Annotated in this window: 22 protein-coding genes and 1 other RNA gene; 8 read left to right on the forward strand and 15 right to left on the reverse strand. The window is 44.9% G+C overall.

Features of this window, described 5'->3' with window-relative positions; translation table 11 throughout:
- Positions 1-167: 167 nt before the first annotated feature.
- Both AB4249_RS09315 and AB4249_RS09320 read right to left on the reverse strand, forming a co-directional pair.
- Entirely contained in the window at positions 168-1,730 is a 1,563-nt protein-coding gene (locus AB4249_RS09315) for a glutamate synthase-related protein (RefSeq protein ID WP_102429120.1), read from the reverse strand.
- Between the two features lie 225 nt (positions 1,731-1,955).
- Positions 1,956-2,513 (reverse strand): DUF1439 domain-containing protein, encoded by a 558-nt coding sequence (locus tag AB4249_RS09320; protein WP_017065247.1) that lies wholly within the window; start codon positions 2,511-2,513, stop codon positions 1,956-1,958.
- Positions 2,514-2,675: 162 nt separating this feature from the next.
- Between AB4249_RS09320 and AB4249_RS09325 the strand changes: the two genes are divergently transcribed.
- The 4 genes from AB4249_RS09325 to AB4249_RS09340 all read left to right on the forward strand — a co-directional run bounded on the left by AB4249_RS09325 (position 2,676) and on the right by AB4249_RS09340 (position 5,722).
- The gene (locus AB4249_RS09325) at positions 2,676-3,062 is read left to right on the forward strand and encodes a thiol-disulfide oxidoreductase DCC family protein (protein WP_017062190.1); all 387 of its coding nucleotides are present in this window, start codon (positions 2,676-2,678) and stop codon (positions 3,060-3,062) included.
- Positions 3,063-3,284: 222 nt separating this feature from the next.
- Positions 3,285-4,628 carry an ABC1 kinase family protein gene (locus AB4249_RS09330; protein WP_372102883.1) on the forward strand — a complete coding sequence of 448 codons (1,344 nt, stop codon included), beginning with the start codon at positions 3,285-3,287 and terminating at the stop codon, positions 4,626-4,628.
- A gap of 84 nt (positions 4,629-4,712) precedes the next feature.
- A complete protein-coding gene (locus tag AB4249_RS09335; protein ID WP_102332996.1) occupies positions 4,713-5,258 on the forward strand; it encodes a glutathione peroxidase in 546 nt (181 codons plus the stop codon).
- Positions 5,255-5,722, forward strand: a complete 468-nt coding sequence (locus tag AB4249_RS09340) for a DUF3429 domain-containing protein (RefSeq protein WP_017062213.1) — start codon at positions 5,255-5,257, stop codon at positions 5,720-5,722. Before AB4249_RS09335 ends, AB4249_RS09340 begins: the two co-directional genes overlap by 4 nt.
- Before the next feature lie 74 nt (positions 5,723-5,796).
- Here AB4249_RS09340 and AB4249_RS09345 read toward each other — a convergent pair whose 3' ends face one another.
- From AB4249_RS09345 to AB4249_RS09365, 5 genes are all read right to left on the reverse strand, one after another.
- Positions 5,797-6,231, reverse strand: a complete 435-nt coding sequence (locus tag AB4249_RS09345; RefSeq protein WP_017062214.1) for an N-acetyltransferase — start codon at positions 6,229-6,231, stop codon at positions 5,797-5,799.
- Between the two features lie 151 nt (positions 6,232-6,382).
- Positions 6,383-6,997, reverse strand: coding sequence for a LysE family translocator (locus AB4249_RS09350; RefSeq protein ID WP_102320553.1), 615 nt, complete (start codon positions 6,995-6,997; stop codon positions 6,383-6,385).
- A gap of 130 nt (positions 6,998-7,127) precedes the next feature.
- Positions 7,128-7,445, reverse strand: coding sequence for a hypothetical protein (locus AB4249_RS09355; RefSeq protein ID WP_017070274.1), 318 nt, complete (start codon positions 7,443-7,445; stop codon positions 7,128-7,130).
- Between the two features lie 75 nt (positions 7,446-7,520).
- A complete protein-coding gene (locus AB4249_RS09360) occupies positions 7,521-8,957 on the reverse strand; it encodes a lipopolysaccharide biosynthesis protein (protein ID WP_372102885.1) in 1,437 nt (478 codons plus the stop codon).
- Positions 8,958-8,973: 16 nt separating this feature from the next.
- Positions 8,974-9,900: a glycosyltransferase family 2 protein gene (locus AB4249_RS09365; RefSeq protein ID WP_372102887.1), complete on the reverse strand. Its 927-nt coding sequence runs from the start codon at positions 9,898-9,900 to the stop codon at positions 8,974-8,976.
- 316 nt (positions 9,901-10,216) lie between these two features.
- On the opposite strand from AB4249_RS09365, the gene AB4249_RS09370 reads away from it, so the two are divergent.
- The gene (locus tag AB4249_RS09370; protein ID WP_372102889.1) at positions 10,217-11,365 is read left to right on the forward strand and encodes a glycosyltransferase family 4 protein; all 1,149 of its coding nucleotides are present in this window, start codon (positions 10,217-10,219) and stop codon (positions 11,363-11,365) included.
- A gap of 119 nt (positions 11,366-11,484) precedes the next feature.
- Here the strand turns inward: AB4249_RS09370 and AB4249_RS09375 are convergent, their stop codons facing one another.
- The 5 genes from AB4249_RS09375 to AB4249_RS09395 form a co-directional block, all read right to left on the reverse strand.
- Entirely contained in the window at positions 11,485-12,258 is a 774-nt protein-coding gene (locus tag AB4249_RS09375; RefSeq protein ID WP_372102891.1) for a viroplasmin family protein, read from the reverse strand.
- Positions 12,259-12,339: 81 nt separating this feature from the next.
- Entirely contained in the window at positions 12,340-12,645 is a 306-nt protein-coding gene (locus AB4249_RS09380) for an NIPSNAP family protein (protein ID WP_017070270.1), read from the reverse strand.
- A 62-nt stretch (positions 12,646-12,707) separates the two neighbouring features.
- On the reverse strand, positions 12,708-13,037 hold the full coding sequence (locus tag AB4249_RS09385) for an AzlD domain-containing protein (protein ID WP_017080376.1): 330 nt from the start codon (positions 13,035-13,037) through the stop codon (positions 12,708-12,710).
- Positions 13,038-13,039: 2 nt separating this feature from the next.
- Positions 13,040-13,768 (reverse strand): AzlC family ABC transporter permease, encoded by a 729-nt coding sequence (locus AB4249_RS09390; protein WP_102556266.1) that lies wholly within the window; start codon positions 13,766-13,768, stop codon positions 13,040-13,042.
- Positions 13,769-13,872: 104 nt separating this feature from the next.
- Positions 13,873-14,706, reverse strand: coding sequence for an AraC family transcriptional regulator (locus AB4249_RS09395; RefSeq protein ID WP_372102893.1), 834 nt, complete (start codon positions 14,704-14,706; stop codon positions 13,873-13,875).
- Between the two features lie 358 nt (positions 14,707-15,064).
- Between AB4249_RS09395 and AB4249_RS09400 the strand changes: the two genes are divergently transcribed.
- Positions 15,065-15,292, forward strand: a complete 228-nt coding sequence (locus AB4249_RS09400; RefSeq protein WP_372102895.1) for a hypothetical protein — start codon at positions 15,065-15,067, stop codon at positions 15,290-15,292.
- A 123-nt stretch (positions 15,293-15,415) separates the two neighbouring features.
- Here the strand turns inward: AB4249_RS09400 and ffs are convergent.
- Together ffs and AB4249_RS09410 are read right to left on the reverse strand one after the other, a co-directional pair.
- An RNA gene (ffs, locus tag AB4249_RS09405) (signal recognition particle sRNA small type) lies at positions 15,416-15,512 on the reverse strand.
- A 196-nt stretch (positions 15,513-15,708) separates the two neighbouring features.
- Positions 15,709-16,452, reverse strand: coding sequence for a hypothetical protein (locus AB4249_RS09410; protein WP_017064066.1), 744 nt, complete (start codon positions 16,450-16,452; stop codon positions 15,709-15,711).
- 227 nt (positions 16,453-16,679) lie between these two features.
- Between AB4249_RS09410 and AB4249_RS09415 the strand changes: the two genes are divergently transcribed.
- A complete protein-coding gene (locus tag AB4249_RS09415) occupies positions 16,680-16,982 on the forward strand; it encodes an MGMT family protein (protein WP_017058952.1) in 303 nt (100 codons plus the stop codon).
- 75 nt (positions 16,983-17,057) lie between these two features.
- On the opposite strand, the gene AB4249_RS09420 is transcribed toward AB4249_RS09415, so the two are convergent.
- Positions 17,058-17,498 (reverse strand): YbaY family lipoprotein, encoded by a 441-nt coding sequence (locus AB4249_RS09420; RefSeq protein ID WP_017058951.1) that lies wholly within the window; start codon positions 17,496-17,498, stop codon positions 17,058-17,060.
- A gap of 168 nt (positions 17,499-17,666) precedes the next feature.
- Here AB4249_RS09420 and tesB point away from each other — a divergent pair, with 168 nt between their 5' ends.
- Positions 17,667-18,527 (forward strand): acyl-CoA thioesterase II, encoded by an 861-nt coding sequence (tesB, locus tag AB4249_RS09425; protein WP_029235187.1) that lies wholly within the window; start codon positions 17,667-17,669, stop codon positions 18,525-18,527.
- Positions 18,528-18,631 lie beyond the last annotated feature (104 nt).

Below are 18,631 nucleotides of genomic sequence, written 5' to 3' on the forward strand. Positions count from 1 at the left end.
TAAAACCTCAAGTTAACTTGAGGTAAAGCGATATTTTCAAAATATAGGAAATAGTTTAAAAACACTTATAAAGCAGTTGATTATGAAAGGTTTAACATAGGTTGGCATTACACAGGAAAAAGTCAGCACACCCAAAATACATTGAGTGTGCTTTATCGAAGTATTATTTACTTAAAGTGATTTAATGGACAGACACCAGAGTAAGCGACACCGGATAGCTCGGCCATTTCGCGATTCCATGTTGCCAAATCATGAGGGTTAAATTGATTCAAATGATCATGCCCACATGCCCTCGCCATCACTTGCATTAATTCTGTCGAGGCTTCAAAGAAGTTCTTAAGCTGGTTCGATGCTTTCTCGACATTCAAACGCTGACGTAAATCGGCTTTTTGAGTTGCAATACCAGCAGGGCAATTATTGGTGTTACACATTCTCGCCGCCACACAACCTATCGACTGCATGGCACTGTTTGAGATAGCGACACCATCAGCACCAAGCGCCATCGCTTTTACGAAATCCATCGGCACGCGCAAGCCGCCCGTGATGATCAATGTGACTCTGTCACTGACCCCTTGTTTATCGAGATACGCTCTAGCGCGAGCGAGTGCTGGAATAGTGGGAACACTGATATGGTCACGGAACATTTCTGGCGCCGCCCCTGTACCGCCACCACGCCCATCTAAGATGATGTAATCGGCACTGGCATCAAGCGCGAACTGAATGTCTTCTTCGATGTGATTGGCACTTAACTTAAAGCCAATCGGGATACCGCCTGTCACCTCTCGAACACGGTCGGCGAACTTTTTAAAATCCTCGACCGTGTTAAGGTCGACAAAGGTGGGTGGAGAAATCGCTGCCGTGCCCGCTTCAATGCCACGCACCTCCGCGATCTTGCCTATGTTCTTCGCGCCCGGTAAGTGCCCGCCCGTTCCGGTTTTGGCACCCTGCCCGCCTTTAAAGTGGAAGGCTTGAACGTTTTTGAGCTTAGCTTCATCGTAACCAAACTGAGCACTGGCTAATTCATAAAAGTAGCGAGAGTTCGCCGCTTGCTCTTCGGGTAACATACCGCCCTCACCGGAGCAGATACCCGTCCCTGCGAGTTCGGCACCTTTCGCCAATGAGACTTTTGCTTCTTCAGATAGCGAGCCAAAACTCATATCAGACACAAACAAAGAGATGTCCAATTTGAGTGGCTTCTTCGCTTTGGGGCCAATAATCAGTTCAGTTCCAACGGGCACATTCTCCAGCAAAGGCTTGGTGGCCATTTGCGCGACCATCACTTGAATATCGTCCCAGTGAGGCAATAGATGTCTTGGAACGCCCATGGAGGTCATTGGCCCATGATGTCCAACCTTGGATAAACCATCACGCGCCAGTTGATGAATAAACTCGACGGTAGGTTCTTCTTTGGTTGCGCTCGCAGCTGGCGACAAATCTGGCGCAGCCGCTTGAATGTGAACCTCCGGGCCTTCTTGCCCAACTTGTTCCGCTGTGAACTGTTTATGAGTGCCATCGCAGAAAGGAAGGTTGTTGGAATACTTACAGCGACAAAGGTAGGCGTCTCCGCTCTCTTCGGCGACAAAGCTTTTCGGTTTGAACCCCGTACCGGCATGAGAACCGTCACAAAACGGTTGGTTTTTCGATTTACCACAGGTACAGAAGTAATACTCTTCCCCTTCAGTTAGCTCCACTTTGATTGGCTTGGTATCCGCTATCACTGGATTCTTCATAGTTCGTTCACCTTTATCTTTTTTATCATTTGATGACTGAAGCGATGGCTTGCTCACAAGAGTAAAGTAAAGGTGAGATACCCAGCGAATTCAATAAATGAGACTGATAGACAAGGTGAGTAAACCGACTAAAAACAATCATGACCGACTGAGCTCAAACAAAAATGGCTACCTAGTAGGCAGCCATTATGGGTGAGAGCTTAGTCAAAACTAATGCACTGAGGGTTAATCAAACAATTCGATAACCAATTTATTGTCTTTAATCACTAGATTGGGTTCCGATGACTTAATCAACGACTCTTGAACCTTGTTGCTGTCGAGTTTGTAAACCGGAGACTGGGACAAAGCAAAACCTATCATCGATACAGCTGGTTTGAGTAGTGTCTCTATTTCAGGCGAAAGCTGTTTGCCTTTTTCTTCAAAGCGCTCTAGTCGCAGCGACTTTAGATATACCTCGCCACTCTCCTTGTCGTATTCGGGAATCGCGCTGAACTCTAAGTCTAAATCCAACCCCATATTAGGCATATTGAACACTTGAACTTTTGCATTGGTATTCGCCAACACGGACACGCGTTGTGCATCGGCTCGACCAATTTGCACTTCTAGATCATCCACAGCCACTTGTGCGTACATCACACTTTGTACACCAACCTCTTGTTCTAGCATCACTGAGTCTTCAAGGTACTTCGTCATTTCTTGCTCGGTAATACTGTAGCTAACACAACCACTGAGCATCAGGGCTGTCACAGCTATAATCAAACGGTTCATTAACTTTGTTGTCATTGGAGATAGGCTCTTATTTTTTAAATGCATGGAACGGATGTTACCTCGAGATGATACTGTAAATTGGTTGTCACAATAACAGTGTCGGATAACTGGGCAGAATGATCCACCTAAATGGTGATGTCGTATCAATGAGAATTGACGAAAATAGTAAGGAAAACAATGACTGCATTAACGATATTTTACGATGGAACCTGTCCACTTTGTGCAAAAGAGATGGCAGCACTGACTAAGTCTGATTCCAAAGATCAGATCCAGACCGTCGATATCTACAGTGAAGCGTTTTCAAACTACCCGCAAATAGATGCCGAGGCAGCCAATACAATCTTGCATGCACTGGACGAAAACGGAAAGCTGCTGCTCGGTTTAGACGTGACTTACCAAGCGTGGAAGCTAGTAGGAAAGGGTTGGCTGTATGCCCCGTTACGTTGGGCGATTTTTAAGCCAATGGCAGATTGGTGTTATCTACGGTTTGCCAAAAATCGATATAAGATTTCGTTTTGGCTAACCGGAAAATCACGTTGCAACGGTAACAGCTGCACAAAATAGTGTTGAGTTAAGACATGCCGCTGGCGACTTTGTAGTAAACGATGCCAAATAGGGCTGCGAACACCAATACCGTAACGGCCACTTTCAACCAAATAAATTTCATGCTTTGTCCTTTTAATTCTGTTTACTGTTTCGCGAGCAACGTTACCACAACAAAACATTCGGTTGGGTAATGATTTATAGAACTTTGTAGTGAGTCTTGATAACTAAGTGAGAACCTTTATGTCGGCAAAAGAAAGAAATCTACCTACCCATCGTATTTCAAGATTCAGTAAGTTCGCCTCGCTGGCAACAAGGGTCGCGGGTAATGTGCTGACGGAAGGCACCAAGCAAATAGCACAAGGCAACAGGCCCAAAGCAAAAGACTTACTGCTAACGCCACAAAACATTGCTCGCCTGACCGATCAACTCGCACACCTGCGCGGTGCGGCTATGAAGTTAGGACAGATGCTATCAATGGATGCGGGTGATGTCTTAGAACCAGAGTTAGCCGACATTCTCTCTCGCCTGCGCTCCGATGCCGATCCACTGCCAACAAAACAGCTCAATCAAGTGTTAGAAAGCGCGCTCGGGAACCATTGGAAAACCGAATTCCTGTCCTTCAATTTTAAACCGATCGCCAGTGCATCTATCGGACAAGTTCACCAAGCCTATAGTGATGCTGGGGACAAACTCGCAGTCAAAGTCCAATACCCCGGCATTAGAAAAAGTATCGACAGTGATGTAGATAACGTGGGCACGCTGCTCAATATTGTTGGCTTGATACCAAAGTCGGTCGACTACAAAGGCTTGTTAGAAGAGGCAAAGAAACAGCTCCACGATGAAGCAGACTATGCTCGCGAAGCTGATTACGCAACTCGTTACCATGATGCATTGAAAGAATACTCTCACTTCGTCGTACCTAAGATTCATCCGCAAGTCTCTTCAGAATCGGTGCTCGCCATGGACTTCATCGAAGGCGTCTCGATAGAGCAAATCGAAAGTTACGACCAAAGCACACGTGACTTTGTAATGCACAGCTTACTGGAGCTTCTGTTCAGAGAGTTGTTCGATTTTAAGATGGTGCAAACCGATCCCAATTTCGCCAACTACCTTTATGTTGAAAACACCCGACAAATTGGCTTATTAGATTTCGGAGCAACCCGTGAGTACAGTGACCGCTTCAGCGAGGGTTATCGCTTGGCCTTTTCCTCTGTCATTAACAACGATGAGCAAGTGCTCAACCGAGCTTTAGAGCAAATAGGATTCTTTAGCGAGACAATTCTTCCCGAACAACGCCAAGCGATTCTAAATCTAGTGAAGTTGGCCTGTGAGCCGATGTTAGTTGACGAAGAGTACGACTTCAAAGCCAGTGGATTGGCACAAAGGCTTCGTGAAGCAGGCACCATTTTGAGCATGGAACAAGAGTATTGGCATACGCCGCCCGCCGATGCGCTGTTCCTGCACCGAAAAATTGGTGGCATGTATCTATTAGCGGCTCGCCTTGGTGCAAAAGTGAATATCAGTCGCTTGGTCGCTCCATATCTTATCTCAGAGAGCAAAAGCACAACTAAAAGCGCGAGTTAATGAGACAGTAAATAATACGCAAAGTGATCATTTCATCGTGCTCAAGAGTAATAACCATTACGCCAACTAAAATGAGCCAACCCTATGAAATGTTCACTACTTTGCTCAACCGCACTGATTACAAGCCTCACGAGTTCCATCGCCTTTGCAGCGATCTGTCCCGAAATACTTAATGGCAAACAGCGCTTGTTAAACTCAACCGAAGAAATCGCCTTGTGCGATGAGTTTCAAGGCAAAACTCTATTGGTGGTAAATACAGCGAGCCAATGTGGCTTCACTCCGCAGTTTGAGCAACTCGAGCAACTTCATCAAACCTACAAAGACCAAGGCTTCACGGTTATCGGTTTCCCAAGTAATGATTTTCGCCAAGACAAGGGAAGCGAAGAGAAGACGGCAAAGGTTTGTTACCTAGACTATGGCGTGACCTTCCCAATGATGGCACGAGCTTCACTGTCTGGTAGCAACGCCAACCCCGTGTTTACAGAGATACAACAGCAAGCGGGCGTAACGCCTAAATGGAACTTTTACAAATTCTTGATCAGTAAAGAAGGTAAAGTCGTCGCCACCTTCCCTAGCTCCACATCTCCAGTGAGTGCCACGCTCAAAAACGCGATTGAGCAGCAGTTATGAAGGCGGATTACATGGCAACAACTCAAACCCGTAACACCATGGCCAAACTGGGGTACATGGGGTTAATTCCGTTTTTATTCGGTCTTCTCCTTTCGCTCACCGACAGCCAATTTATGGGGATAAGCGGTGAAACGCTGTTCATCACCTACAGCGTGGCAATTTTGAGTTTTCTTTCAGGGATCTTGTGGGCAAATGGCATCGAAAACTTTGAAAGCCAATCAAGTAACAAAGCACTGCTAATAAGCAACGCGATTGTGCTCATCGCTTGGCTGGCAGTATTGCTTGGCGAACAAAAAGAGCTAGTGACAACTCTGATTCTCATCTTTGGTTATATTGCGGTTTGGCGAGCTGAAAGGACGATGAGAGAAGAGAACCAGAGCCAAGGTCCTGATGGCTACTTTGATATGAGGACTCGGCTGACCTCTAGTGTCGTGTTAATGCACGGTATCGTGATGCTAACCTAGAGCTACGAGATTGTCTTTGAAGTGTGAGCCTTTGATTTAGTTAAGCGCCTTTGTTAAAAACCGTTAGCAACAATCTAGATGATGAGCTTCATCACTAACCTCGGCTCATCATCACCAAAGTAGTTGTCTTCTTGCTTGATGGTAACGAACCCCATCGATGCATAAAGCGCACGAGCCGATGTGTTATTTGGGTCTACAGTGAGCAAAAGCCTAGCATCTCGAGGCAACTGCTCAACCGCCTGTTGCATCAGTTTCCGGCCAACTCCCATGCCACGATAATTCTGGTCTACAGCCAATGATAGGACCCAAAACTCATTCTGCTTGTCTGTGGTTGTCGTTAAGGCATAGCCAGCAATCTTTGAGTCTTGCTTAGCAACCAATAAACCTTTTCCCCAGCAATCAAAGGCCTGACGAAAGAAAAACAGCGGATAGGCGTGAGCGCCAAACAAAGCATGTTCAAGCTGGTAGATATCAGCCAGTTCTTGTTTTTCCGCACAAACAACATTCATAGATAGACCTCATTTAAACCGAACCTCAAGTTTAAACATGCAAACTCAAAGGTGCTATTAACAATATATCAACAGCCTAAAGGCTTACGAACTACCTTAACGAAGATGCCACTTAACTAACGCCTGAGGAGTAGATTAGGTTACTTATGTTTTACTGTCGAATAACCAACAAATTTGCGCCAGATAACGCAAGAAAAACCGAGCACGCTTTGTTGAAACGTTTTGCCATTTGTGGCTTAGAGAACCAGTTTCTGAGGTATAAGCCAAATGCCGCGTAGATCGATATCGCGAGCATTTCTAACACTAGAAAGGTGCTACCTAAAACAAAGAATTGAGTATTTACGTTCGCTGAAACATCGACAAATTGAGGAAGGAATGCAGTGAAAATGAGTATCGCTTTTGGATTGCCAGCAGCGAGTGCAAATTCTTGTTTAAACAGACCAAACCAATTCTTATTTCGTTCGATATCCACGACCGGACTGGCGTGTGAGCGCCATAGGTTGAACGCGATCCACAACAGATACATCGCGCCAAATAGTTTGATCAGGAAAAACAGCGTTTCAGAAGTATAAAGCACAACCGCTAAGCCAGATGCAGCCAAAGCAATCATGCCAGAAAAAGCGAGGATTCTTCCTAGGCCTGCGACAAAGGCGGCCTGAAATCCGTAACAACGGGCGTTGTTCATTGATAACAAATTGTTTGGGCCCGGAGTCATGTTGAGCGCAAAACAAGCGGGGATAAACAGCAGTAACTTCCAGATTTCCATTGGTGCTTCCTAATTGCCAAATGCCGTGATTATAAAATCCTTAAACAAGGTCTTATCGTTTATAACAGCATTTCATATCTTTTGTAACTGCATAAAAAATAAGCACCAAATCTATACAGTAAATTTTCAATCAGTTCTCAAAAAACTGTTCGTACTCGGGTGTCGCTAGATTTTCGGCGACACCAATCTCACCGACGAAATAGATAGCGCTCGCAATTGTATCTATCGTTGGGTTTGATTCTCGCTCTGGGAAGTCGCCAACAGCAGGAACAGATTTTGGCGCAGACACCGAACTACAAACAAGGCTATTACATACCCTGTTTTGATTTTCTAAGGAGATAGCTTCAGGAACGTCAAAGTGCTGAGTGAGTACGTCGTGGTTAGACAATTCAGACGAAGCGTACGATAAGGTTGAGAATAGAGCTGAGAGCACAATCCACTTGTTCATGTATCTTTCCATTGATGGCATTCATTGAATTTATAAATACTATCGAATCTCACACATTATGAACAGTGTTTTATTTTAATTTGCGTGAGACTGCTTACCCAGCATCAACTTGTCGAGCAGAGCTTGCGGGACAACGATCACTGAGTATTTAACAAAGGCCACCAGCGCTATTACACCAACAGCCGATCCAAGAATAAAGTCATGGACATCAACCAACACCAATCCCAGAAGTTGATCACTCGCTATCGCTACTAATGCGATGCTAACTGCGGTTACCCACTTGCTGTGTTCATAAGGTAATTGTTCCATCGCTTGGCTTACAACATACAGAAGCATGAGCCGCACAACATAAGTTGCACAAAGAACCGCGACAACACCCCACACGCCATAAATAGGCGTCACTGTGAAATAACCAATGGCCGCCAAGACCGCACATCCACCTTGAATCCACATTTGAGATTGACTTGAGTCACCGCTAAAACAACCAAGGTTAAGGTAATCCCCTGCATTCTTAATCACGCCGATGGCCAAGAGTGCCACGACGATGGTACCCGCATATTGATAACTGCTGGGCAAAATCAAAGTAATAAAACCGGGTACAGTAAGGATCATCAAACAACCCAACACAATGGCCAGATTAACGCCGACTAGCGCTCTGTCCGCACACTCTTTCTTACCATCAGGTTGTTGCAGCATGGCCACCCGATTTGGAAACCACCACAGAGCATAAGGCTGCAGTAGCAAGCCAAGCAGCAATGCAAACTTGCCACTGACCGCATAGATTGCAAGTTCTTCAACACCAACAAAGCTTGCCATCACCCAACGGTCTAGGCCTGTAATCATGTAAATAGAAGCACCACCAACTAAAGTAGGCAATCCAAATTTTAGGATCTTAGCGGAGTACTTGAGGCTGCCAAATGAGCCCATCTCCTGCCATTGATAACGCAGTAAACACAGCATCAACAACACACTCGAAACAGCGGCAGATATTAGTACACCATCAATGCCATAACCTGCTTCAAGCAATGCAAACGTCATAGCAGCTTGCACACTCGCCTTCATTACATTGAGCATACAAAAGCGCTTAGCCATCGCATTCATTCGCATCAATGTTAGCGGGATAGAAATCGCACCATCTAACATGGTCGGTATTAGCAAAAGTAGGATTTGATAAGGTTGAAACTCGACGGGCAACATCAGTAACAACAACGGCATACTAAGAGCAATTAAAGCCCCACCTAGCACACAGACCAAGACACTCAACGTGAAACAGTTCGAGACAAGCTTTCTCTTTTCTTCACCCTCAGCGACGCCCACATACCGGTACATTGCCTCAACAATCCCAAAGCTAAATAGGATCGTCCCGATGTCAGCCAATAAGACAATGGCTTCTAAAGAACCGTATTCAACCAACGTCATCTTATGGGTGATATAGGGGATCATCACGAGCGAGATCCCTTTCATCATCACGATGCCAATGGCGTAATAGGCAGACTGTTTTAGTGACCCCATAGCAGACACCTATTCCTTACAATGCAGGCATTAGGAAACTTTTACAGTCTCCAATTAGGTGTCGCAATGTGCGTTTTTGAGGTGACATGACCAAAGAACGGAAACTGTAGGCAATAGCCTGTCTATTCTGTTGTAAACCTCGATAATAGTCAGCATAACCTTCCAGTATTCTCGCCTTTGCGATTTTGAAGCTAGAAGCGGGTAGATTCCATCGTTGACTGTCATTTTGGTAATGTTGAAGAATAGTCTCTATAGACTGCAAATTTCTCAATTTAAGACTTTCAGTTTGGGTAACAGAGCTCGCTCTCATCAAGTAGCCAACCTGCACCGAGTTCAACACACCGATCTGATGGTTTTCACTCATTCGAAGCCACAGTTCCCAATCTTCCCCATACTTGATGTCAGCATTGAAACTGTCTGTTTGAGAAAACACATCCGCTTTCACCATGACCGTTGATGTTCCAATCACGTTATTTTCTATGATGAACTCCAACGGGTTCTCGATATTGATGAACAGCTCATCTTGATCTTGAAACTGCGACCAGTAACTAAAGCAGTCGACTATTACTTGGTAATCTTCAGTAAGATGCTCGTAGTTAGTAAAGCTCATCGCGAGATCAGGGTAACGTTGATGAAATTCGAGTTGGCGCTCAATTTTTTCAGGAAACCAGAAATCGTCTGCGTCTAAAAAAGCGATGTATTCACCGGTCGCCTTTTCAATCCCTAGGTTTCTCGCTTGAGGCGCACCAACACCCAATGTGGACAACGTAATAATGCGTTCATCGTCTATAGAAGCAAGATACGTCGACGTTCCATCGTTACTGTTATCGTCAATGACAATCAGCTCAACATCTTGATGAGTCTGCTTTAGTACACTGCCAATCGCTTTCGGCAGGTAATCCAAACAATTGTAGGTAGGAATAACAACACTTACTTTAGCCATAATGACGCCCTCAGATTTATACGTTATATGGCTGACGTTGCATGTTCTATGCCGAGAGTGTCTTGCTATGAAATCACATCTAGATCAGCCACCTACGCGTCCATTCTCAAAATGACGACCAAACACAGATGTTCAAAAAAACTGCAACTCCAATTTGATTATCAATTTGAGAAAACGAGCTACCTCTTAAGGGGTAACCTTCGAAAAGCAATCAGAAAGCCCTCCAAAGCTACGATTCGATCTTGGTTCGTATCTTGCTTTATTGGTTATTACCTTGGCTTGATAGCTTTAGTCATATGGATTTGAGGAGTAAGGAATGAAGAAAGTAGCATTTGTGGCGCCAACCTACCCAGTACTCAGTGAGACCTTCATTCAAACAGAAGTCGACTCTGTGAAAGCGTGTGGGCACGATGTTTGTGTAATGACGTTCAAAATTGAAAACAGTGAAAAACAGTTCGACTACGACATTGTCGAAATAGGTAAAAATGTTCGGAAGGGTAAAGTCGCCAGCATTAACTGGATAGGTTTCATCAAGGCTGTCTCATTTATTTCTAAGCAAACCAGCATGCCGAAAAAGTCACTGTTCGCTTATGGGTTTAAATTAGCGCTGCAACTCGCGGAAAACGACGTCGAACACGTACATGCGCATTTCTGTCAGCACACCACAGCTCACGCCATCGTCGCGGCAAAGCTGCTGAATATCACCTGTTCGTTCGTTGCTCATGGTCATGATGTTTACGAGTTCGCTTATGACATTGAACATAAAATCTCATCGAGTGATTTTGTGGTTGCAGTGTGTAAAGACATGCTCGCTGACTTCAATACCATGGCGAAAGGAAACATTAAGCTCCTGCACTGCGGAGTGAATACTAAACAATTCCAACTCAACCCAAAAACCGAAACGAAACAACTTCGCTTTGTTTTCCTTGGCCGATTAGTGGAGCAAAAAGGCATCCACCATCTTATTGATGCATTGGCGCCGATTGCCGAACCTCTCGACATTCATCTCGATATCATCGGTACTGGCGATTTAGAGCAACAGTTAAAATTGCAGGTCAAAGAAAAAGGACTTGCTCGAAACGTGACCTTTCTTGGAGCGAAACCTCACGAATGGGTAAAAGAAAAACTATCGAACTATGACAGCCTAATCGCGCCCTTCTGTTTTTCCGAAACCGGATGTGTGGATACAGGGCCTCTGGTTTTAAAAGAAGCGATGGCTGTGGGAACACCAGTCATTACCACCAACATCATGGGATGCAAAGAGATCGTCTCACCAGAGACAGGCTTTGTGGTTAGCGAAAAAAACGTGGAAGAATTAAGAGAAGCGATTGAGCGTTTCGCGCAGCTAAGCAGCAACGATAAAGCATCGATGGGTTTAAAGGCACGTGAGAGAGTGAAAGACAGTTTTAATTCGATCAAACAAGCTCAGCAATTATCTCGTTGGATAGAGAACCCAGCTCCATAAGAAAACGGAGCACCACAAAAACAAAAGAGCGCTACATCAATTTGAAATGTAACTCTCAACTTAGCACTGCCCAATGATCGCGACTTATGCTTTCAGTAGCTTTTCATTAAGAAGCCTAACTAGCCTGCTCGCAGTGCCAAAATAGACTCAATATCTTCGATGTCACGATATTGAGCGAGTTGTTGCTCTTTCGATGAAATAGCCACAATCGACATTCTATCGGCCAGTTCGTTACCTTCAATACCAACGTGTCCGTTCACATGGTAGATGGTAATTTTTGAAGCCAGTTCTTGGTAGAGCGCATATGCAGGCTTAATAATATCGAGGTTTTTGATCTCGCCGCCCGACTTAGTCCAGCCCTTTTTCTCCCAACCCGTTGCCCACTTAGTAATACAATCTATCGAATACTTAGAGTCACAATAGATCGCTACAGACAGACCCGCGTTTAGCTTCTCTTTTGCGAGCAAAAACGCCTGTTTAAGGCCATGCAACTCAGCGGTATTATTGGTACCAACAGGTTGATACAAGCCATACCACAATTCGGTTAATTGGTTGTTTTGGTATACCGCTAACCCCGTCCCTGCTTCACCAGGGTTTGGTTCACACGCACCATCGGTAAAGATCTTGATATCAAAAGGCATATCTGTGATTTGCTGCTCCGAAAGAGGCGGCACCTTAGCTTTCGTCGCCTTACCCGCAGAGTTTGGCTTTGTCGCTGTAGAACCTGACGCAGACGACGTTTTACCACCGAAAGCAGACTCAGCCTCGCCTAGTGTTGGGAACGATTTATATCTCGCACCAGCGAAACCATCGACTTGGGATTTACACTCGTTCCAAGTGGTAAAAATACCCGGTGTACGACCTTTCCAAACCACATAATATTTCTTAGCCAAACTAACTCCTTACCAAACCCTAAACACACAAACAGTGAATCAGTACATTAGATGCCACCAAGCTATACGTTGCAAGGTCTATCACTCTAAAACAGGTCTAAAAAAGCTGCGTTCATAACTCACGATGCAATCAACTTCGTCTGCAAATTCAAACGCTTTAATACACTCAGCATCGTTCAACGATTTAATCCGATACTCTTCATAGGCAGCCAAACTTTCAAAGGTAAACAGCGCCAAGGCAATATTGTTCGCCCCTTCCGACGGTAAAAAATAACCATTGTGTTGGCCCCCGAATTTAGCGACCAGAGGAATCCACATTTTTGCGTATGCCTCAAACTCATTTACCTTTTTAGGATCAATCACATATCGAACATAACAAGTAATCATATTTATACAGCCCTTAAATAATAGGAGAAACACAAAGCCTAAGTTGACATTGAAGTTGAAGCTCACGAGAAAAGGTAATCAACCGCAACGAGGTTATAGAACAAAAACACCGCCATGCTGACGCCGATAGTAAGTAGCACATTGCCTGTTTTCCAAATCAACAGACCTGTGACCAGCGCGCCTATCAAGTATGGGTTTTCAAAGCTTGGCCAAAATGTCTGCTCTGGTGCAAATACAATCGGCCCCCAAATTGCAGTAAGCACAGCTGGGCTTGAATAGCGTAACAGGCGACGCGTGGTTTGATTTAATCGAAGCGGGATTGCTGGCTCTAGAAACAGATACCGACTAAAAAAAACAATCGCTGTCATAAGGAATATCGTTAACCAAATCATCTCTATTTCCCCTCCACAATTGTCTTGTTACCGTTGTTTCGCTCTTGGAACGATTCGCTGATAAAGCCCGCTAACATACCGGCAATCGCTGCAATCATTAGCCCGCCCTCAATATTGTTAACCGACATCGCAACCGAAGTGACCAATGAAACCACCACACACACTACGACGGGTAGAGTTCGGATTAATGGGAACACCAAGGCGATAAAGGTTGCTGCGACCGCGAAATCGAGCCCAATTTCATTGAGTGAAGGAATTTGGCTTCCCGCGACAATGCCAACAAAGCTCGCAATATTCCAAACGAGATAAAAACCGCCGCCTACACCCGCAGCATACCAGCGATTAAATTCTTTCTGAGACTGCCCACTACAAATCGCGAACAGCTCATCGGTGAGCCAAAATCCGAGTAATAGACGCCAACGCGCAGGAAGATGGCTGATTTTGTCACGCATCGATACGCTATACAGAAAGTGTCTAGACGTGATGAATAAGGTAGTCAACAACATGGTGCCTAAACCAATACCCGCTTTAAACATACCTGCAGCGACAAGTTGTGCAGAGCCAGCAAATAGAATAGCCGACATCGCTTGCGCTTGAAGCTGATTCAATCCAGCATCTATCGCATATGAGCCAGCTAGAATTCCCCAAGGGATTACCGCAATGCTCAAGGGCATTCCCGCTAAAACGCCTTTCCATAACTGTGTTCGTCTATCCATTGTTTCACTATCCATATCATTCTTTTCTCTCTTTACATTCGCTATTCAATGTAAGAAGAGTGGAGTCGGTTCGATTGTACAAACTTGCTCGATTTCGCGAACCAATTAAGGTGTCCGATTTAGAGCATTTTAATGTATTGCCCCGGCGTGTAGCCATTGGCCTTTTTGAAGTGTCGATGAAAATGGCTTTGGTCGTGAAAGCCAGACTCTTGCGCGGTGTCTGAAATGGTATGTCCTTGTTTCAATAACTTACGCGAAAGCCTTAACCGAGATTGGATTTGATACGCATGTGGCGGAAGACCAAACTCTTTTTGAAAAGAACGCACTAAGTGAAACGGGCTCAATGCCGCTAACTTAGATAGTTCGTCTAGGGAAACATCGGCTTGTGGAAAATCATCTAAGAACTCTTTAACCAGAACGAGCTGACGCTGAGTTTTACCATCGAGTTGAGGGTTAAGCGGCGATTTTCCATGTCGGCTAATCAGCTTAACCAACATCCCATACATCAAGGTCTCTCTTAACAGGCGATTGTCGGATTCATCGATCGTGTTAAAGACCAGCCTCAATTGATTGGCGAGTTCAGGATCTTCAACAACCGCTCTTGGGAAGTAAGGCGCGCCGTAATTGGGTAGGTTTAGCTCTTGAGTGATCTTGGCAAGTTGCTCTGGGAGTGGATACATGGCTCGATACGCCCAACCGCCTTCAGTGGCAGAGTGACCGCTATGAACTTCGTCGGCATTGACCAGAATAATCGCATTTTGTGGCGCAATATGATGCCCGCCCGTTCGATAGAAACGCTGAGCGCCCTGCTCGATGACTCCCAGCGTGTAGCCCTCGTGGCTGTGGCGCGAGAAGTTCTGCTTTTCGTATTCAGCATTAAGAATTTCAAGGCCGCCGAGCTCTTCGGTTATCTTATATTCGGCCTTTTCTTTAGAGCGTTTCTTGTTCTCCATAACAATTCCCAAGCCTGTTGATTATCGAGCGACTTATCAGTCTACTCTATAGTCTCTTTCAGCTTTTGTACAAAATTGCGCATTTGGCGGTTAATACATTTTTTGACCTAGGAATTAAACGGCTCAATAACGTGCTCTAATTGCGAGCAAGATCGTGGTCTTTAAGCAGTTAGCGAAGAATTGACAAATTAACGACTTAATCATGCTCATAATCCCCGCCAATTATTAGTAACTGTTCAGAGATATGATGAAGAAAGCCTTAGCATTGATCTTTTTCTTGAGCCTTACGGGTTGCACGCATAATCAGTCCAAAGCACTAAGCATGAACTCATCGTCGGTTAATACATACCCATAATCGATGTCGAACCTTCAACTGTGCGACACCTTGTATTACGGGCGCTCAAGTAACCAGACACTCGCAGCAATTGGCAGTGAATTCAATCGAAGAGGATTATCCAAGAGTTGGTGCGATACCGAAACCAACAAGCTTTATCTAACAAAGACAATTGATTGGGTAACTGACCAAGTAGAAGACAAAGAAGATTCAGACGAAGAAGCGTCTGCGGTTGTGTTGCCAGCGAATTGAGAAAGATGAAACGTTTTTGAACAAGAAAAAGGCAAACTGCAGATAGCAAAAAGCCGCTCATAAAGAGCGGCTTTTTTAAGGTGATGCTTGCAACAAGTTAGTTTGCAAACATCATAAGGGGTGGGAACCCAGCCACATCCCGGCACACAAGTCACTCGCTGCGGCTGCTCCCTTCCAGGCCTGACCGAGTTCACGAGCTATTGTTGCGGGAGGACCAGGCCCCCATAGATTCGTTTTCTAAGAGGCTTGCCTCAAAGAGTGATTGGATTATTAAGCATCACAGCAACCATTGCAAGCCCTTCCACCCTATTTTTGAACAATTGCGGTCTAAGTGCTTATCCTTTATTCAAACCACTAGAAAATCGCAGGTAAATTCACCATTTACCTGCATTTGGAAGGTTTGGATTGCTGGAGTACTAGATATCGATATCTTCGTTATCTTCTGTGCGAATGATGTAGTCTGTCATCCACGCGGTGCCTAATAGACACAACCATACTACAAAAACTGGACTAGGTACTTCGATACTTGGGGTAATCACCAAAGCCGCAAAACCAACCGTTGGCAGTGTCCAACATAATAGTTTATTCCAGCGGAAGGTTTTCAAGCGCGTCAGCGTTTCCATCGATGCCATGATGCCCGTTACACACAAGGCAACCAAAGCGGCATAAGGTAAATCGGCTATCCATAATGGAAGTATTAAGCCTAATGACCACCAGCTGTGTCGGCTAGCAGGCTTAAGATGATTTGCCGCCCACCAAATCACGATGATTGATAAGGTTTGAAGTGTGGTAACCCACGGGACGCCTTCAAGCTTGCCTGCTGATTGCGTGACCATGATTCCGACCTGCAACGTAGTCACGATCAAGCCAGAAATAATCACGACCGACAAACTACTGCGTCTTGAGAAGACCACCATCAATAGAGGGAATAGTACCCACGCACTGACAGACAGCGTGATGGGCTGCAAAGGAAGGGTTAGACCATAAGTAGTCATGGAAACAAGCAAAGCTAATCCAGCTATGCCCCCCTGCGGTAAAATCCATAAGGCAGGAATTACCATTGCAAGCACCGGGATATCTCCCTCACTTAAACTGATTGCTCTCGCGCAAACAACCGCTAATAATGTGGTGATCAAGAACTGAAACGTTGTAAATACCATAGCCCTCTCCTTCTACCGATCCGTGGTACCATACCAATCGTAGTAATTAACTGGTCACCCTAGCTTGTTAAAAAACTCGATAACCTCGTTAGATTTTTTGATTGGAGAATGACTACTTATCAAAACTTCTTATCAAAAAGAGCGGCCTTGCTCTCAAGCTTTTTCCCTGCGCTATTTTTGAACACTTACTTACTGTGATTGGTATTTATGAACTAGGAACATTTAGTATGGACCAATTTTTAAGCCAAATCTTTGCTGTGATTCACCAAATTCCATATGGGAAAGTAACAACTTATGGAGACATAGCACGTTTTTCAGGATTTCCGGGCTATGCGCGCCATGTTGGTAAAGCGCTGGGTAACCTGCCAGAAGGTAGCAAACTGCCTTGGTATCGAGTGATAAACAGCAAGGGTGAAATATCTTTAAAGGCTGATTCGTTCGACAGACAAAAGCAGCATTTGGTTAAAGAAGGGGTTGAGGTGAGTGATGCAGGAAAAGTTAAACTCAGAATATACAAATGGCAGCCCTAGAGCTGCCACTAATCGTCAATTCAACTGGCTAAGTTAAGCCAATCAAGATGCCTTAACAGTGGCATCGATTTCTGATTAACGAACACCAACCAAACGTAGGTCTGCTTGCTGTGTATTTTCTACATCAGTAATTACTGACTTAATCGTGTCCGTTATGAAACGCAGTTTACCGTCAACATGAATCGATGCGCGCATGTTGTAACGGTGGTTAGCTTTAATTTTGTCGTTGTCGTAGCTCAGCTCGAATGCGAACGGTACTTGCTTACCGTCTGTGGTGAACTCTTGAGTTGCGATAACCGTCGATGGTGCATCAGCCAGTGAGATATCTTCTAGCGTAACGGTAACCACTGCATTCTCTGGCAATGCAATTCTTTCACGGTAGCTTACTGTTCCTGAAATCACTTGAGTGTTCTCTGCAACCACTTCTTGAGAAGCGCTCGTTTCTGATGTTGCTTGGCAACCAACAAGTAGGCCAAACGATACTAAAGACGTAATAAGAATTAGAGCCTTTTTCATATTCAATTTCTCTCAACATGTTTGCCGGACTCGGCAAATCTACTCACCAATTATAAGAGAGCTTTCATATTCTGTCTTGAAACCCTATGATTTATTGACAGATATCTGACTAAGCTAAATGATTAACACCATAATCTGACACCCATTTTACGAAGAGGAATGCTGGCGATGAGTCAACCTTTACAAGAATTACTAAGTTTACTTCAGCTAGAAAAACTGGAAGAAGGTTTATTCCGTGGGCAAAGTGAGAACCTAGGCCTACCACAGGTATACGGCGGTCAGGTATTGGGACAAGCGCTTTCTGCTGCTCGTTATACCGTTCAAGACGACCGTAGTGTTCACTCGTTCCACAGTTATTTTCTGTTTCCCGGCGATCCTGAAAAGCCAATCATTTACGATGTTGAGAACCTACGAGATGGACGCAGCTTTAGCACACGCCGTGTAAAAGCGATTCAAAATGGCCGCCCTATTTTCTATCTCACTGCTTCTTATCATGGCGATGCGCCAGGGTTTGAGCACCAGATTTCAATGCCTGATATTCCGGGACCAGAGAACTTTGCCTCAGAAACTGAATTAGCGAGCCACATTGCGGAATTCTTACCAGAGAAACTGCGCAAAACCTTCTGTGGCGAAAAGCCGATTGAGATGCGTCCGGTGACGGTGGTAAACCCACTGAAACCTAAGAAGACGGAAGCGAAACAATACCTTTGGGTAAGAGCGAATGGCGCGATGCCAGACAACCACTTGATCCACCAATACCTGCTTGCCTACGCATCGGATTGGGGATTCTTAGTGACGGCGCTTCACCCACATGAAGTCTCTATCATGACGCCAAATTTTCAAGTGGCGACGATTGACCACTCAATCTGGTTCCACCGCCCATTCAAAATGGACGAATGGCTGCTTTATGCGATTGAAAGCCCAACGGCAGCGAACACTCGCGGCCTAGTGCGCGGCGAGATCTTCAACCAGAAAGGTGAGCTGGTAGCGACAGCAGTACAAGAAGGTGTGATGCGTTTTACTAAATAGCACTCAAATAAATAGCGGATAAACGCTTCTTACAAGCCCCAAATACGCACAAACAAAAAGAGGCTAGGTTTAATACCTAGCCTCTTTTTTGGTTCATCGCGGAT

Origin of the sequence: Vibrio sp. 10N.261.55.F4 (assembly GCF_041470465.1) — a bacterium.
GTDB classification, from domain to species: domain Bacteria; phylum Pseudomonadota; class Gammaproteobacteria; order Enterobacterales; family Vibrionaceae; genus Vibrio; species Vibrio crassostreae_C.

Bases quoted from the DNA above. Each gene is read 5' to 3' on its own strand.
- AB4249_RS09315 (WP_102429120.1), bottom strand. From the start codon at position 1,730: ATGAAGAATCCAGTGATAGCGGATACCAAGCCAATCAAAGTGGAGCTA.
- AB4249_RS09320 (WP_017065247.1), bottom strand. From the start codon at position 2,513: ATGACAACAAAGTTAATGAACCGTTTGATTATAGCTGTGACAGCCCTG.
- AB4249_RS09325 (WP_017062190.1), top strand. From the start codon at position 2,676: ATGACTGCATTAACGATATTTTACGATGGAACCTGTCCACTTTGTGCA.
- AB4249_RS09330 (WP_372102883.1), top strand. From the start codon at position 3,285: ATGTCGGCAAAAGAAAGAAATCTACCTACCCATCGTATTTCAAGATTC.
- AB4249_RS09335 (WP_102332996.1), top strand. From the start codon at position 4,713: ATGAAATGTTCACTACTTTGCTCAACCGCACTGATTACAAGCCTCACG.
- AB4249_RS09340 (WP_017062213.1), top strand. From the start codon at position 5,255: ATGAAGGCGGATTACATGGCAACAACTCAAACCCGTAACACCATGGCC.
- AB4249_RS09345 (WP_017062214.1), bottom strand. From the start codon at position 6,231: ATGAATGTTGTTTGTGCGGAAAAACAAGAACTGGCTGATATCTACCAG.
- AB4249_RS09350 (WP_102320553.1), bottom strand. From the start codon at position 6,997: ATGGAAATCTGGAAGTTACTGCTGTTTATCCCCGCTTGTTTTGCGCTC.
- AB4249_RS09355 (WP_017070274.1), bottom strand. From the start codon at position 7,445: ATGAACAAGTGGATTGTGCTCTCAGCTCTATTCTCAACCTTATCGTAC.
- AB4249_RS09360 (WP_372102885.1), bottom strand. From the start codon at position 8,957: ATGGGGTCACTAAAACAGTCTGCCTATTACGCCATTGGCATCGTGATG.
- AB4249_RS09365 (WP_372102887.1), bottom strand. From the start codon at position 9,900: ATGGCTAAAGTAAGTGTTGTTATTCCTACCTACAATTGTTTGGATTAC.
- AB4249_RS09370 (WP_372102889.1), top strand. From the start codon at position 10,217: ATGAAGAAAGTAGCATTTGTGGCGCCAACCTACCCAGTACTCAGTGAG.
- AB4249_RS09380 (WP_017070270.1), bottom strand. From the start codon at position 12,645: ATGATTACTTGTTATGTTCGATATGTGATTGATCCTAAAAAGGTAAAT.
- AB4249_RS09385 (WP_017080376.1), bottom strand. From the start codon at position 13,037: ATGATTTGGTTAACGATATTCCTTATGACAGCGATTGTTTTTTTTAGT.
- AB4249_RS09390 (WP_102556266.1), bottom strand. From the start codon at position 13,768: ATGGATAGTGAAACAATGGATAGACGAACACAGTTATGGAAAGGCGTT.
- AB4249_RS09395 (WP_372102893.1), bottom strand. From the start codon at position 14,706: ATGGAGAACAAGAAACGCTCTAAAGAAAAGGCCGAATATAAGATAACC.
- AB4249_RS09400 (WP_372102895.1), top strand. From the start codon at position 15,065: ATGTCGAACCTTCAACTGTGCGACACCTTGTATTACGGGCGCTCAAGT.
- AB4249_RS09410 (WP_017064066.1), bottom strand. From the start codon at position 16,452: ATGGTATTTACAACGTTTCAGTTCTTGATCACCACATTATTAGCGGTT.
- AB4249_RS09415 (WP_017058952.1), top strand. From the start codon at position 16,680: ATGGACCAATTTTTAAGCCAAATCTTTGCTGTGATTCACCAAATTCCA.
- AB4249_RS09420 (WP_017058951.1), bottom strand. From the start codon at position 17,498: ATGAAAAAGGCTCTAATTCTTATTACGTCTTTAGTATCGTTTGGCCTA.
- tesB (WP_029235187.1), top strand. From the start codon at position 17,667: ATGAGTCAACCTTTACAAGAATTACTAAGTTTACTTCAGCTAGAAAAA.